Annotated in this window: 17 protein-coding genes and 1 tRNA gene; 11 read left to right on the plus strand and 7 right to left on the minus strand. The window is 68.3% G+C overall.

Going from position 1 to position 13107, the window contains the following annotated elements; translation table 11 throughout:
- Positions 1-21: 21 nt before the first annotated feature.
- The 6 genes from ACSMFO_RS38340 (at position 22) to ACSMFO_RS38365 (ending at position 4121) form a co-directional block, all read left to right on the plus strand.
- Positions 22-94, plus strand: a tRNA-Ala gene (locus tag ACSMFO_RS38340).
- 63 nt (positions 95-157) lie between these two features.
- Positions 158-598 (plus strand): hypothetical protein, encoded by a 441-nt coding sequence (locus ACSMFO_RS38345; RefSeq protein WP_436462329.1) that lies wholly within the window; start codon positions 158-160, stop codon positions 596-598.
- A 97-nt stretch (positions 599-695) separates the two neighbouring features.
- Positions 696-1067 (plus strand): hypothetical protein, encoded by a 372-nt coding sequence (locus ACSMFO_RS38350; protein WP_436462330.1) that lies wholly within the window; start codon positions 696-698, stop codon positions 1065-1067.
- 4 nt (positions 1068-1071) lie between these two features.
- Complete coding sequence (locus ACSMFO_RS38355; protein ID WP_038507031.1) at positions 1072-2106, plus strand: hypothetical protein; 1035 nt, start codon at positions 1072-1074, stop codon at positions 2104-2106.
- Positions 2107-2115: 9 nt separating this feature from the next.
- On the plus strand, positions 2116-2610 hold the full coding sequence (locus tag ACSMFO_RS38360; RefSeq protein WP_436462331.1) for a YbaB/EbfC family nucleoid-associated protein: 495 nt from the start codon (positions 2116-2118) through the stop codon (positions 2608-2610).
- Between the two features lie 44 nt (positions 2611-2654).
- Complete coding sequence (locus tag ACSMFO_RS38365; RefSeq protein ID WP_436462332.1) at positions 2655-4121, plus strand: DHA2 family efflux MFS transporter permease subunit; 1467 nt, start codon at positions 2655-2657, stop codon at positions 4119-4121.
- Here ACSMFO_RS38365 and ACSMFO_RS38370 read toward each other — a convergent pair.
- Together ACSMFO_RS38370 and ACSMFO_RS38375 are read right to left on the minus strand one after the other, a co-directional pair.
- The gene (locus ACSMFO_RS38370; protein ID WP_038507041.1) at positions 4036-4434 is read right to left on the minus strand and encodes a MerR family transcriptional regulator; all 399 of its coding nucleotides are present in this window, start codon (positions 4432-4434) and stop codon (positions 4036-4038) included. The two genes, ACSMFO_RS38365 and ACSMFO_RS38370, sit on opposite strands and share 86 nt — an antisense overlap.
- A gap of 44 nt (positions 4435-4478) precedes the next feature.
- Complete coding sequence (locus ACSMFO_RS38375; protein WP_436462333.1) at positions 4479-5330, minus strand: ADP-ribosylglycohydrolase family protein; 852 nt, start codon at positions 5328-5330, stop codon at positions 4479-4481.
- Between the two features lie 54 nt (positions 5331-5384).
- On the opposite strand from ACSMFO_RS38375, the gene ACSMFO_RS38380 reads away from it, so the two are divergent.
- Positions 5385-6578, plus strand: a complete 1194-nt coding sequence (locus tag ACSMFO_RS38380; protein WP_436462334.1) for a DNA glycosylase AlkZ-like family protein — start codon at positions 5385-5387, stop codon at positions 6576-6578.
- Here the strand turns inward: ACSMFO_RS38380 and ACSMFO_RS38385 are convergent.
- The 3 genes from ACSMFO_RS38385 to ACSMFO_RS38395 form a co-directional block, all read right to left on the minus strand.
- A complete protein-coding gene (locus tag ACSMFO_RS38385; protein ID WP_360094451.1) occupies positions 6559-7836 on the minus strand; it encodes a M14 family metallopeptidase in 1278 nt (425 codons plus the stop codon). The two genes, ACSMFO_RS38380 and ACSMFO_RS38385, sit on opposite strands and share 20 nt — an antisense overlap.
- 93 nt (positions 7837-7929) lie before the next feature.
- Entirely contained in the window at positions 7930-8571 is a 642-nt protein-coding gene (locus ACSMFO_RS38390; RefSeq protein WP_038507048.1) for a pyridoxine/pyridoxamine 5'-phosphate oxidase, read from the minus strand.
- Complete coding sequence (locus ACSMFO_RS38395; protein ID WP_034321947.1) at positions 8571-9290, minus strand: hypothetical protein; 720 nt, start codon at positions 9288-9290, stop codon at positions 8571-8573. The genes ACSMFO_RS38390 and ACSMFO_RS38395 overlap by 1 nt, the downstream gene beginning before the upstream one ends.
- A gap of 72 nt (positions 9291-9362) precedes the next feature.
- On the opposite strand from ACSMFO_RS38395, the gene ACSMFO_RS38400 reads away from it, so the two are divergent.
- Positions 9363-9887, plus strand: coding sequence for a DUF2020 domain-containing protein (locus ACSMFO_RS38400; protein ID WP_037333956.1), 525 nt, complete (start codon positions 9363-9365; stop codon positions 9885-9887).
- Between the two features lie 168 nt (positions 9888-10055).
- Positions 10056-10508 carry a DUF6918 family protein gene (locus ACSMFO_RS38405; protein WP_038507053.1) on the plus strand — a complete coding sequence of 151 codons (453 nt, stop codon included), beginning with the start codon at positions 10056-10058 and terminating at the stop codon, positions 10506-10508.
- An 84-nt stretch (positions 10509-10592) separates the two neighbouring features.
- On the opposite strand, the gene ACSMFO_RS38410 is transcribed toward ACSMFO_RS38405, so the two are convergent.
- The gene (locus ACSMFO_RS38410) at positions 10593-11180 is read right to left on the minus strand and encodes a TetR/AcrR family transcriptional regulator (protein ID WP_436462335.1); all 588 of its coding nucleotides are present in this window, start codon (positions 11178-11180) and stop codon (positions 10593-10595) included.
- Positions 11181-11259: 79 nt separating this feature from the next.
- Here ACSMFO_RS38410 and ACSMFO_RS38415 point away from each other — a divergent pair, with 79 nt between their 5' ends.
- Complete coding sequence (locus ACSMFO_RS38415; RefSeq protein ID WP_436462336.1) at positions 11260-11655, plus strand: nuclear transport factor 2 family protein; 396 nt, start codon at positions 11260-11262, stop codon at positions 11653-11655.
- 68 nt (positions 11656-11723) lie between these two features.
- Here ACSMFO_RS38415 and ACSMFO_RS38420 read toward each other — a convergent pair whose 3' ends face one another.
- A complete protein-coding gene (locus ACSMFO_RS38420) occupies positions 11724-12434 on the minus strand; it encodes a hypothetical protein (protein ID WP_038522080.1) in 711 nt (236 codons plus the stop codon).
- Between the two features lie 89 nt (positions 12435-12523).
- Between ACSMFO_RS38420 and ACSMFO_RS38425 the strand changes: the two genes are divergently transcribed.
- Positions 12524-13078, plus strand: a complete 555-nt coding sequence (locus tag ACSMFO_RS38425) for a peptidylprolyl isomerase (protein ID WP_037333946.1) — start codon at positions 12524-12526, stop codon at positions 13076-13078.
- Positions 13079-13107: the final 29 nt, after the last annotated feature.

Below are 13107 nucleotides of genomic sequence, written 5' to 3' on the forward strand. Positions count from 1 at the left end.
TATCATGATCGCCTGCGATCCGGGGCTGTAGCTCAATTGGTAGAGCACTGCCTTTGCAAGGCAGGGGTCAGGGGTTCGATTCCCCTCAGCTCCACTCTGAAACCGAGAAGGGCACCCGTACCGCGGGTGGCCTTCTCGTTTCCACCAGAATGCGCGCATGGGTGTTCTCTTCGACTACTTCGCCGCGCCGGACAACGACGCCGCGGCCGCCACGATCGACCTCGTCGGAGGGCCGTCCGAGGCGTCCTTGCCGACCGTCCAGCTCAAGGGTGTGGACCCGTTCGTGCAGCTGGGCACGCTGGAGTCCTTGCTGACCGGGGTCGGCTACGACACCGTCATCGGGCGCTCCATCGAACCTGTCGCCATGGCCGATGACGGTGCGCTGCTGGTCGTCGCGCTGACCGAAGAGCTGTCCGCCGCGCTGTCCGACGCCGACGAGGCTCGCCTGCGGGAAGTGGCCGAACCCTGGTCCCGCACCGAGGAGTTCGGCGGCGAGGCCGACCCCGCCGACTTGGCCGACGTGCTGACCGGCCTCGCGGAACTCGCCCGCGACGCCAAGACCCGGGGTGATCACCTCTACTGCTGGGTCTGCGTCTGAGTGGTGACGTTCGTCACCGTACGCGGATGACAAAGTCGCGCGCCCAGCCAAGTCAACGCTGCTTACATGGGGGTGGAATCCGGACAGCGAGGTGAACATGGTCAGTTTCGAAACCGACCTCGACGATCTCAGGTTGTCGAGCAAGGAACTGCAGAATGCCGCGGACATCGTCAGCACCGCACACGCCGGTGTGCGGGGGCAGGACGTGCCGGCTCCCGACCCGGTCACGGGTGGCTTCATGCCCGGCCTTTTCGCGCCGGACACCGCGTTCGGGAAGACGCTGGGCATGCGCGGGGTTTCGGCGGCGTACGAGGAACACCGCCAGGCCGTCGAGAAGATGCTCGGGAAGCTGCTCCGCAGCACGCAGGACGCCTCACAGGCGCTGGCGAGGGTCGCCGAACTTTACGAAGCCGTGGACGAGGACAACAAGCAGCGAGTGAACCGCGCGGCGTACGGGAACCAGGGGTAGCGGCGTGGACGGGTATTTCAACGCTTTGGACGCGGAGACCAACTCCGGCTTCGGCGACAACAGCAAACTCCTCGAAGGAATCACCCACGACCTCCAAGCGGGCGCCGAGAAGGCCTTCACGGCCGTCGACCTCCTTTTCCAGCCGTGGATGTTCGGCAGCGACGCGGATTTCAGCGGTGGGCGCAAGGAACAGATCCGCGACTTCTTCCTCGAATTCTCCGACGCGCAGCTCGTCGGCGAGAACAGCCTGCAGCCCATGATCGAGGCCTACGAAGGCCTCTGGAACGCTTTCCAGGACACGAAAGCGCCGCTCGACCGGTCGTTGGTCCTGCTTCTCAAGTGGCGCGGTGAAGGCGCCGAGACCGCCAAGAGCTACATCCAGGGTCTCGTGAACACCTATTCCCGCGTGGGTACCAAACTCACCGTGCTGGAAGCCGACATCGTGGCCGCGCGGGACGCCATCGCGACCGCACGGGCCGATCTGAGCACTCTCGCCGCCTCCTTTCTGACCGCGGCGGAAAAATACCGGGACGACAAGGAACGGCAGGACGAATCCGCCTTGGTGAAGGCGTTGGCCGCGACCTTCGCCGCCGCTGTCACCGCTCTGCTCGTGGCGGCCGCGCCACCGGCAGGACTCACCGCGGCGACGTTCTTCACCACGGCGAACGGTGTGCAGGTCGCCGGTGCGGCGGCCGGTGCCGGGCTCTCGACCCTGGTCTCCGAGAACGCCGCGATCGTCGGGGACAGCCCCGAAATGATCTACAACAGCTTCCACGACGGTGTGGTCAACATCCGTGAAGCCATGTTCCGCGCGTCGGAATCCCTGATCTCGAAGATCAACACCGAGATCAACAACCTGCCGATCATCCCCGAACCGCCGGACGTCAGCCCCGGCGAGACCTTCGATCCCGGCAACTTCGAAACCGAAAACACCGACAAGGGAACGGAAAAGCGGGTCCGGGACAAGAACGTCGACATCTCGAACGACGGCAAGTTCCAGGAACCGCCGATGGAACTTTCCCCGCTGCCGACCGACTGATGGAGGATCGTGGCTGACGAACCGGCGGCCAAGAAGCCGCCAGCCGACCGGCAAGCGATGCTCGAGGCATTGGCCGCCCTTTCGGTCGACGCGTCCTCGCCGGACGGTGCCGTTTCCGTTTCGGTCAACACCGACGGCGTGATGACGCGGCTCAGGGTGGGCGAAGCCGCATCGCGGATGTCGCCCGCCGAGATCGCGGACACCGTGATGCGGACCTATCAGGAAGCGCAGCAAGGATCCGCGAAACGCAGCGCGGAGCTGATGGCGCCGATCGGCAACGCCGGGTACATCACGGACAGGCTCCGCTGGCGGCTCGGGTTCACTCCTTCGTTCCAGGAGACCGTCACGCCGCCGGTCCCGGTTTCGCGCCGTCCGCCCGCGAGCGCCGAGAACGTGGTGCTCAAGGACCGGTCGGAGGAACCGGCCGGGCTCGCACCGGACGAGCAGCCCGAATCCGACGACCAGTACTACGAGCAAGGCCTGCGGTACCGGCCTTCCTGGTAGCGCGGGCTTGCCCTCAAGCGTGCTTCAGCGTGCACGCTGCCGGTATGAAACGTGAAGGCGCCGTGCTCGCGTTGGCCTGCGCAGGATCCTTCGTGGTCATCCTCGACGCGACGATCGTTTCCGTCGCCCTGCCCTCGATCCGGTTCGGCCTCGGCTTCTCGGCAGGCACGCTGACGTGGGTGGTGAACGCGTACACGCTCGCGTTCGCCGGGTTCCTGTTGCTGGGCGGACGGTTGTGCGACGAATTCGGGGTCCGGCGGATCTTCGTGCTCGGGATGAGCCTGTTCACCGTCGCGCGGCTCGCCGCCGGGCTCGCCGGTTCCCCGGAAACCCTGCTCGTCGCCCGCACGGTGCAAGGGTTCGGCGGCGCGCTGCTGATGCCGGTCACGTTGTCCCTGCTGACGACGACGTTCACCGAACCCGCCCGTCGTGCGCGGGCCTTGGGCACCTGGAGCGCGGTGGGCGCGGCCGGAGCCGCGGCGGGGCCGGTGATCGGCGGCTTGCTGACGCAGTGGGCGGGCTGGCGCTGGGTGTTCTTCGTCAGTGTCCCGATCGGAGTGGTGGCCGTTGTCGTCGCAGGAACGGTGTTGCCGCTTCGGGATCGAAGCCGTCCTCGCGGCAGGCTGGACGTGCTCGGCGCGGTGTTGTCGGCGACGGGACTCGTCGGTGTGGTCTACGCGGTGATGCGTTCGTCGTCCGACGGCTGGGGAAGCGGGTCCGTGCTGCTCCCGCTGTCCGGCGGGCTCGTCCTGCTCGCCGTTTTCCTGGTGCACCAGCACAGGTGGGCGGACGAACCGCTGGTCGCGCTCGGGATCTTCCGGCTGCGTTCGGTCAGCAGCGGGAACGTGGTGATCTTCTTGCTGGGACTGGGTTTCCTCGCCAGCCCGATCCTGCTTTCGTTGTACCTGCAGGATGTCCACGGATACTCGCCGATGCGGGCGGGATTGGCCTACCTGCCGATGGGGGTGGCGATGTTCGCCGGCGCGCGGACGGCGGGCGGGTTGTCGGTGCGGATCGGGCCACGGCGTGCGGCGGCGTTGTACTGCGCGCTCGGCGCGGTGGGTTTCGCCGCGATCGCGGCCTTGGCCGGCGCGCACGCTTCCTACGTCGTTTCCGTGCTGGTGCCCGGAATGGTCTTCGGCTTCGGGACGGCGGCGGCCTTCACCCCGATCACCGTGGCCGCCACGAGCGGCGTCCCGGAACGCCAGAACGGCCTGGCCGCCGGTCTGCTGAACACGGTCCGGCAGACCAGCGGCGCGCTCGGGCTCGCCGCGTTGACCGCGCTCGCGGCGGCCGTGACCGCGAGTTCGCCGTCCGGCCTGCCGAAGGGCGAGGCGCTGGTGCACGGTTACACCGCCGCGTTCCTCGCCTCCGCCGCCTGCCTCGCGGCCGCCGCGGTGGTCGCGGCGGTGACGATGCCAGGGCTCAGCTCGCCGCCGCGTGCGCAGGCAGATCGACCCGGTCGCGGAACCAGGGGCAGTCCTCAAGGTTCCCGTCACGGCGGCAGGTGAGCAGTTCGACCAGGTAGTCGTGCGCGGTGTCGAGCCGCGCGCGCTCCCGTTCGATCTCGGCGAGCCGTCCCGTCACCACGTCCCGCCAGCGGTGTTGTTCGGCGAGCAACTCGGTGATCCTGGCCAGACCCAGCCCGCCGATCCGCCGCCAGTGCTTGATCAGCGCGATGCGGTACAGCTGGTCGTCGTCGTAATACCGCTGTCCCGAGCGGCGGAAGGCGGTGATGAGCCCGCGGCGCTCCCAGTAGTGCAGGGTCGAGATCGCCAGCCCGAAATGATCGGCGGCTTCGCGAACCGGCGTCAAGGAATCCATGCGATCAGTCTAGGTTAGGTCACCCTAACTCTCGAGTCTGTCCGTCAGATGCGCAGCAGCCGCTCGTCGAGTTTCGCCAGATGGTCGCGACCGAACTCGCCGTTCTCCAGGTCGCGCCACAGCACCGGCGGCAGATCCTGTGCCACCTCGGGCGAACGTGAAGCGGCGGCCAGCGCGATCGTCGCGACGGTGTCGACGTCGCCGGTGAGCGCGACGGCGGAGTGCAGCATCCGGGCGAGTCCTCCGCCGCCGGTCAACACGGTCAGCGCCGCGCGCACGCTCATCCAGCCTTGCGGCCCGACCTTGCCCGACCACGGCAGCGCCCAGCCGCCGTGCCCCACATCCTCGGGGAGGATCCCTTCGATCCACCTCGCGATTTCGGAAAGCGGTCCCACCCGATGGTGGCAATAGTGCACGGCCAGCGCGGCCGCCTGCGCCGCGGCGATCCCGGCCGGGGTGTCGTGCGTGATCCTGGCCTGCAGTTTCGCGTGATAGAGCACGTCGTCGACGGTCGGCAGGACGCCGATCGGCCCCGCGCGCATGGCGGCGCCGCTCTTGTCGCTCTGCGGCCGGAGCCGTCGCAGCAGCTCTTCGCCGTCGCGGACCTCGCTGAGCAGCTGATGGAAACTCGGTGCGTAGCCGTCGTGCGGATCGCGGTGATACGCCCGCACGAACTGCTCGGCGAGCAGCAGCGGCGTCCATCGAAGCCCGGAGACGAGCACCTCGGCGACCGCGATCGTCATCTGCGTGTCGTCGGTGTAGCGACCGGCCGGGGCGCCGGGCAGCCCGTGATGCGGCACGTAACCGGTCAGGTTGTTGTGTTCCGCGACGAAGCTCGGGTACGCGTGCTCGAAGGAGCCCCCGTACGCGTCGCCGATTGCCAGCTCGACCAGCATCCGTCCATCGTGCCAGGCTGCGAGTTGTCACCAAGTGCCCATACCGTGGAACTCATGGCGACCGACAAGCTGCGCGCGTGGTGGGCACATCGGCAGGGTCTCGACGGATCGCTGCCCGGGTCATCGGCGGCCGAGGTACTCGAACGGACCGGCTGGATGCGCTCGGTCGGCGGTTCGGCGCCCTATCTCGGGCTGTTCGCCAGAGCCCGTCTGGATCGCGAGACGGTGGACGCGGACGTCGCCCGGCTGGCCATCCACGAGCTGCCTTCGGCGCGCGGCTGCACTTACGTCCTGCCGTCGGCGGATTTCGAACTCGGCCTGACCGTCGGGGCCGCGGCACCGGCGGGTGAACTCGTGGCCGCGGAGAAGTACCTCGGCGTCACGCAGGCCGAGATCGAGCAGCTGTGCGTCACCGTCGCCGATCTGCTCGACGCGTCGGACGAACCGCTCGGTCCGGCCGCGATCAAGGACGCCGCCGGAGCCGCGGTGCGCGATCTGGGGGAGGCGGGCCGCAAACGCGGCACCACCACGACGTTGCCGCTCGCGCTCGGCCTGCTCCAGGCGCGCGGCGACATCCGCCGGGTACCGGTCAACGGGCGGCTGGATCAGCAGCGCTACGGCTATGTCCGGTGGACGCCGTCCCCGCGCGGCGGACTGTCCGATATGGACACCGCGCGGACCGAACTAGCCCGGCGGTACTTCTCGTGGGCGGCTCCGGCGTCGCTCAGGCATTTCCGCTGGTTCTCCGGTTTCACCGCGGCGAGCGCGAAGAAGATCGCGGAACAGCTGGAACTCGTGCCGCTCGACGGCACCGATCTGGTGATGCCCAAGGAACTCGCGGACGAGTTCGCCGCGTTCACCGTGCCGTCGGAGCCGTCGTACGCGCTGCTCGCGGGGATCGACGGCATCCATCTTCTGCACCGTGAGATGTCGCGGCTGCTCGCGGACGCCGACGTCGAACGCCCGGTGCCCGGCGGACGGCCGGGGGAGACGCTGGGCGGACAGGCGGATCCGCCGAGTCACGTGATCGTCGACAGGGGCCGCATCGCCGGCTTGTGGGAGTTCGACACCGAAGCCGGGAAGATCGTCCACAAGTTCTTCGGCGAAGAGGACGCCGCGTTGCGCGAGACGATCGCGAGGACCGAAGAATTCGTCCGTGACCAACTCGGCGACGCCCGGAGCTTCAGCTTGGATTCGCCGAAGAGCCGGGCGTCGCGAGTGGCCGATCTCAGGCCTTCGCCTCGTTGATGAGGATGTCGACGGCCTTGTCGTTGCGGGCGGTCTGCTCCGGGATCACCGAAGCGGGCGGGTAGAAGCCGTCGATCCCACCGTCCTTCGGGTACATCTCGAAGGTGTAGCTGAGGATCTTGTGCTTGCCCCACGCCCAGTCGTTGATGTCGCCATCGGTGACGTACAGATCGCTGGACTGCTCGGGCGTGTAACCGTTGGTGCCCGCCATCTGCTTGCCGACGTCGGCGAAGCGCTTCGCTTCCTCCTCGTTCAAGCCCGTGTCGGTCTCGGCCTTCGTGTAGCCGTAAGGCCAGAGCACCAGTTCCGAGAAGGTGTGGAAGTCGATGTGCGTCTTGATCTGCTGCGCCCCACCGACCACGCGGGAGTCGATGAACGCCGCGACCGCCTTGGTCTCGGACTCGGAGAACGCCGACGGACCGTGGTAGTCCTCGGCGGACGGGCTGTTGCTCGACCCGCCGCAGCAGTTCCACTTGTAGTCCCAGTTGCGGTTCGGGTCGGTGCCGACCGCGCTGCTGCCCGGAACGGGCTTCCGCGTCTTGCGCCAGCCCTGGTACTCGCCGCCGGTGATGTCGTACTCGGAGCCGTCCGGGTTGACGTTCGGGATCACGTAGATCTCGTGCTCGTCGACCATCTTCTTGATGGCCGGGTCGCTCGCGTACCCGCTGGTGAACCGCTGCACGATCCGCAGGCACATCTCGGTGGTGAGGTGCTCGCGCGCGTGCTGGTTGCAGGTGAACAGGACCTCGGGCTCGTTCTCGTCCGTGCCCGCGTTGTCGCTGATCTTCAGCAGGTTCAGCTCACGGCCTTCGTAGGACTTGCCGACACTCGACAGCGTCGCGATGTCGCTGTGGTCCTTCGCGGCCTTCTGCAGCTCCGCGGTCGTTTCGGCGTAGGTGTGGTACGCCTCGTCGCCCGGCGGGAAGTCGCCCGCGACGGCCGCGGTGCCCGCCCGACCGCTGCGCTGTTTCAGCATGCTGTCGAAGTCGCCGAGCGACTTCAGTCCGAAGCCGTTCGCACGCAGGGCGGCGGCCTGTCCCGGAGTGGCGACGACGGTCAGCGCGCCACCGCGCGAGCCCGCGACGTCGACGCCGGTGCGGGCGACCTCGGTGCGTTTGTCGGGGGTGGACGCGCCCTCCACCGAATACAGCCCTCTCGCCGGGTCGCCGGTCTGGGCGCTCGCGACGGGCGTCGTGACGGCCAGCAGGGCGAGCCCTGTGGCGGCCAAGGCGCCCCCGATGCGACGGCGTGTGGACATTTCGCCTCCGAACGATCTGGGGACAAGGTGGGTTCACCGTCGCCGAAGTGAATCGTCCACGACAACCCGACGATCGTCGTTCCCAGTTACCGTTTACGGCCAGAGGCGTTCTTTGTGCCAGGTCCCGTCCGCGCGCCGGTAGCGGAGCCGCCGGTGCCGCCGGTCGTGACTCGCCTGCCAGAACTCCACTTCGGACGGCGTCACCAGATAGCGGGTCCAGGTTTCCGGTGCCACGCCAGGATTCTCCTCGACCCACCGCTCCGCTTCCGCGGCCGCACGGTCGAGATCGGCCGGGTCGTCGAGCACCTGGGACTGCCTGCCGATGAACGCCTCCACCCGGGAAGCCGGCGGCCGGGCGGTGAAGTCGGCCGCGGACACCTCGGGATCGGCGACGGCGACCGGGCCGCGCAGACGGACCTGACGGCCGCGTCCCGGCCAGAAGAAGGTCAGCGCGGCGAACGGATTCTTCGCCAGCTGAACCCCTTTCGGGCTTTCGGAGCTCGTCGCGACCGCCCAGGTGTCGCCGTCGACGTCCTTGAGGATCACGACGCGCGCGTCCGGCATCCTGTCGGCGTCCACTGTGGACAGAGTGACGGCGTGCGGCGCCAGGACGTGTTCCCCCGCCTCATTGAGCCATTCCAGGAAAAGCTCGCGCGGGGTCGCGGGTGTGGCCTCGGTGTCGAACTCCGGGAGTTCTTCGGGGAACGAAGGCCAGCCGCGCAACGTGCGATCCATCAGTACCCCGGCGGGCGCTGCGGCGGGTAACCGGGCGCGGGCGGTGGATAGTGCGGCGGATGCTGGCCCGGCGGCGGACCCTGCGCGGGCGGCGGCCCGACCGGGTACTGCGGCGGTGGCGGCTGCTGGGGCTGCCAGCCGGGTGGCGGCTGCTGTCCTGGTGGAGGCATGGGCGGCCCTGGTGGCATCGGCGGCTGCTGGCCCTGCGACTGCGCCCACTGCACCTGCTGATAGACCTCGGCGGGCTGCGGGAAACAGAACGTCAGCTTCGCGTTGACCGAACCCTGTACCGCGGCGCCCCACAGCTTCCCGCCGACGAACGCGTACATCTGCGCCGCCGAAACGTCGACGGCCACCATGCGGGTCTCGCCGCCGAACTGGTTGCCGGATTTCGCCGACGCGGCCTGCGCGGCGTCCGGGTACACCCGGTCGCCGATCAGCCCGGCGATGACCACCGAAGCGGCCGTCCAGCCGACCGTGCCCATCACGTTCGCGCGCGCGTGCTGCGTCGCCAGCCCGGTGAAGTCGTACAACGCGGGCGCGGTCACCTCCGGGATCGCCGCGGCGACCACGCAGTAGTTCATCGTCGACATCATCACGGACTCGGTGAACAGGCCCACGACGGCGGCGCTCGGGCCGATCTGGACCGTGTTCAGCCTGCCCCCGCTGCGCTGGATGCGCTCTGCCACCGCACCCAGGTACTGCTCCTTGCTGAGCACTGACGCCTCCCGAAGACTCCTCGCGCACGGCCATCGTCGCACGAACGGCGATCTGCTTCACTGGACGCCACTATGCGACGTCTTCTGATCTTGCCGCTCGTCGTGCCGCTGCTGGCGGCCTGCGGGCCGACGGAACAGCCGCCGCCCGCGGCGAGTTCGCCCGCGCCGTCGAACACCCCGGCGCCCAGCATCCCGCCCGCCCCGGAACCCACCGGCAAGGGCCCGTGCCCGTACCTCGGCAACGAGTTCGTCTCGGACGCCAACGGGCAGAAGGTCTCCAAGGTCAAGACCTCGGCCGACCAGCCGCATCCGACGTGTTTCTTCTACGCGCTCAGCGGGAAACTGCAGCTCACCGTGCGCGTGTACGTCGGGGAACCCGCCGTGGCGAAGGCGCTGGTGGATCAGGCGGCGCCCATCGACACCTCCAACCCCGCCGACGAACCGGCGGGCTGGAAGGGCGGCTACCAACCCTCCGGCGAAGGCGCCGTTTACGCCGTCGCGAAGGGCGGGAACGCGGTAGTCGTGACCACCAACCAGAAGCAGAGCATCAAGGCACGTACGGTGGCGAAGGAGGCTATCGGTGAGCTGAAGCTCTAGGTAGTGGTATCCACACGTCAGAGTGAAGTTGATCTTGTACTACCCTGTGCCGCACGCGCGAGGTTTCGCGGGACCAGCGCGGGCGCCAGATCCGGCGGAGGCCGCCTTGCGGTGTGGCTCGGCGGCACAAAAGATCATTTCTCCCCATAAGACAAAAGGACAGGTTTCGTGGCTGACACCCTCAAGGAAATCTTGCTCGACTCCAGCCGTCGCCCGGCGGTCGTGAGCGACTTCGAAGGCCTCGTCGACGCCGAGGTCTCGGACAAGGGCGGCGTTTCGGGTGCCGTCGTGAAGACCGGCTTCGCCGCCGTCAAGAAGATCAAGCCGGGCATCATCCCCGCCGCCGTCGACACCCTGCTCGACGACTTCACCGGTGCGCTCGAGCCGTTCTACGGTGACTACAAGGCCAAGGGCGGCAACGACTTCGGCGCCTACCTGGTCGGCCGTAGCGACGAGGCCTCGGACGCGCTCCTGTCGGTCACCGACTCGCGCGCCGAGAAGAGCAGCCGCGACAGCATCAAGAAGGTGTACTCGAAGCTGCGCCCGAACGGTAAGAAGAACGTCGAGGAGGCCCTGCCCCGCCTCGGCCAGCTGATCGACAAGCACGCTGCGTCTGTCTGATCGCGCTGACGTAAAGCGCGCCGAAGGGGCGCCCGGTCCGCTTTCAACATCCTGTTGGGAGTGGAGGGCGCCCCTTCATCGCGTTTACGATGTCGCGCCGAATACCCGGAGCAGACTCGTGTGCAAGGCGTCCGCCGCCTCGTCGGCGGACATCCGGCCGGAGTCGACCTCCTCGCCGGAGGCGTGGCCGAGTTTCACGGTGACCGCCACCAGCCAGCCCGTCGGCAGCCGATCGTCGAACTCGCCCGTCTCCTTGCCCCGCCGGATGACGCGTTCGAGCCGCTCGGCGACCGGTGAGTGGCGCCGCTGATCGTCGTCCGGGCTCGCGGGCAGGGAAGTGATCTTCCGGAGCAGGGCCGGGTACCGCCCGGACGTGCGGCGGCCGGCTTCGATCAGCCGCACCAGCGCCTCGGCGGCCGGGCCGTCGTCGAGGGCCGCGGCGTCCATCGCGGCGACGGCCTCCTCGGTGATGCGGTCGAGTACCGCGGCCAGCAGTTCCCCTCGTGAAGGGAAATGGGCGTAGACCGTCTGGCGGGTCACGCCCGCGGTGGTGGCGATGGCTTCGACGCCGGCGTCGGGATCGGCGCCGAGGGTCCGGAGCGCCGCGTCCAGGATCGAAGCCCTGCTGCGCTGTGCGTCGGAGCGCCGGTTCCGCGCCGAGGGTCGAGACATCTCTTACACCTTGTCAGAATTGATGGGTCGTGGATATCTTACAGCCTGTAAGAGATGTTTCGCGAGGCTGGGAGCGACCATGGCGCCTTTCCACGGCACGGACCCGAAGAAGTTCATCGCGGATTTCCACCTGTCGTTCCACGACGACCTGGTGAACAGCGACGAGGACGCGGGAGTGATCGTCGACCGCTATCACACGCCGGACATCGTGCAGATCGCCGACGGCCACCGGATGGACCGGGACAACCTCATCGCGCACGCCCGCCCGGTCCGCAAGAACCGGCCCACCGCGCGATGGGAGGTGCACGAAGCGGTGGCGGGCGGGGACCGGATCGCCGCCCGGAGCACCTTGTACGTGACGAACCGCAAGAGGGACCTCACGATCGAGGTGTACTTCTTCGGCGAGTTCACCCCCGACGGCCGGATGCGCCGGGGGCACACGCTCACTCGCACCGTCCCCGTCGCCAAGACGTGAAAGGGCCGCCCGGGACCGGAGAAGCGGTCCTGGGCGGCCCTTCGCGACAAGCAGAAAAGGGTGAGGCGTCAGTTCTTCTTGTCGGCGGAGCCCGCGTTCGAAGCCTGGTGCCCGTTCTTCGGAGCCGCGGGCTTGGCCGGAGCCGGACCGGAAGCGGCGGGCTTCGCCGGAGCGGCGGGCTTCGCCGGCTGTGCCGGTTTCGGAGCGGCCGCGGCCGGAGCGGCGGGCTTGGCGGGAGGAGCGGGCGGAGCCTTCGGCGGCGCGGGCGCGACCGGCGGCTCCTGCTTGGAACGCAGGGCGTAGGCGGCACCGGCGCCGACGACGGCGATACCGATCACCCACGGCCAGCGACGACGCTTGCGCGTCCCCTTGGCAGCGGTCTTCGCCTCGACGAGTGCGGCCTTGAAGTCCTTCTTCGCCGCCTTGAAGTCCTTCTTGCCCCGGCGCTTGGACTCACCGGCGGACTTCGCGGCCTGGATGGCGGCCTTGCGTGCCTTGCGGCCCGGCTTCCGCATCTCGGAAAGCCTGGCCAGCGCCTCCTTACGAGCCGCCTTCGAGCTCCGCTTGAGCTCCTTGCGGGTCAGTTCCGTCTTCTTCGCGAGCTTCTTGCGCGCGCGACGGCTGGTCTTAGCGATCTCACCGGCGCTCTCGGAGAGCTTCTGCTCGGCTACCTCGACGGCGTGGGCGGTGGCTTCCTTACCCGCCTCGACAGCACGTTTGCGCAGGCCGAGCGCGCCGGCCTTCGCCGACTCGCTCACCGAATCTGCGGCCCGGGTCATGGCCTTCACCTCATCAATCGTTTTGATTCTGCTTCGTTGCTTGTAACCTATCGTGCCCCTTTTCCCCAGATCTTGCCGCAGATGGCACGATGAAGCTCGTGACTGAAAGCAAGGGATCCCTCATTGGTGGCGCGCTGAAGGCCACTCTGCACACCAACCAGGGTGACATCAACCTGAACCTGTTCCCCGACCACGCGCCGAAGACGGTCGCGAACTTCGTCGGGCTCGCCGAGGGCAGCAAGGAGTACACCCAGCCCAACGCGCAGGGAACGAACTCGGGCCCGTTCTACGACGGGTCGATCTTCCACCGCGTCATCGACGGCTTCATGCTGCAGGGCGGCGACCCGACCGGCACCGGCCGCGGCGGCCCCGGCTACAAGTTCGGCGACGAGTTCCACCCGGAGCTCCAGTTCTCCAAGCCGTACCTGCTGGCCATGGCCAACGCCGGACCCGGCACCAACGGGTCGCAGTTCTTCATCACCGTCGCGCCGACGACGCACCTGAACTTCAAGCACACCATCTTCGGCGAGGTCGCGGACCAGGCTTCCCGCGACGTCGTCGACGCGATCGGCCGCACGGCGACCGGTCCGGCCGACCGTCCGCTGCAGGACATCGTCATCGAGAAGGTCAGCATCAGCCGCTGATCGCAGAGCCTGTTACCGGGGATTTCGGT

The sequence above is a fragment of the Amycolatopsis sp. w19 genome, assembly GCF_051373225.1.
Classification (GTDB): Bacteria; Actinomycetota; Actinomycetes; order Mycobacteriales; family Pseudonocardiaceae; genus Amycolatopsis; species Amycolatopsis japonica.

Bases quoted from the DNA above. Each gene is read 5' to 3' on its own strand.
- ACSMFO_RS38380 (WP_436462334.1), top strand. From the start codon at position 5,385: ATGGCGACCGACAAGCTGCGCGCGTGGTGGGCACATCGGCAGGGTCTC.
- ACSMFO_RS38385 (WP_360094451.1), bottom strand. From the start codon at position 7,836: ATGTCCACACGCCGTCGCATCGGGGGCGCCTTGGCCGCCACAGGGCTC.
- ACSMFO_RS38410 (WP_436462335.1), bottom strand. From the start codon at position 11,180: ATGTCTCGACCCTCGGCGCGGAACCGGCGCTCCGACGCACAGCGCAGC.
- ACSMFO_RS38400 (WP_037333956.1), top strand. From the start codon at position 9,363: ATGCGACGTCTTCTGATCTTGCCGCTCGTCGTGCCGCTGCTGGCGGCC.
- ACSMFO_RS38345 (WP_436462329.1), top strand. From the start codon at position 158: ATGGGTGTTCTCTTCGACTACTTCGCCGCGCCGGACAACGACGCCGCG.
- ACSMFO_RS38415 (WP_436462336.1), top strand. From the start codon at position 11,260: ATGGCGCCTTTCCACGGCACGGACCCGAAGAAGTTCATCGCGGATTTC.
- ACSMFO_RS38370 (WP_038507041.1), bottom strand. From the start codon at position 4,434: ATGGATTCCTTGACGCCGGTTCGCGAAGCCGCCGATCATTTCGGGCTG.
- ACSMFO_RS38390 (WP_038507048.1), bottom strand. From the start codon at position 8,571: ATGGATCGCACGTTGCGCGGCTGGCCTTCGTTCCCCGAAGAACTCCCG.
- ACSMFO_RS38365 (WP_436462332.1), top strand. From the start codon at position 2,655: ATGAAACGTGAAGGCGCCGTGCTCGCGTTGGCCTGCGCAGGATCCTTC.
- ACSMFO_RS38350 (WP_436462330.1), top strand. From the start codon at position 696: ATGGTCAGTTTCGAAACCGACCTCGACGATCTCAGGTTGTCGAGCAAG.
- ACSMFO_RS38425 (WP_037333946.1), top strand. From the start codon at position 12,524: ATGAAGCTCGTGACTGAAAGCAAGGGATCCCTCATTGGTGGCGCGCTG.
- ACSMFO_RS38420 (WP_038522080.1), bottom strand. From the start codon at position 12,434: ATGACCCGGGCCGCAGATTCGGTGAGCGAGTCGGCGAAGGCCGGCGCG.
- ACSMFO_RS38375 (WP_436462333.1), bottom strand. From the start codon at position 5,330: ATGCTGGTCGAGCTGGCAATCGGCGACGCGTACGGGGGCTCCTTCGAG.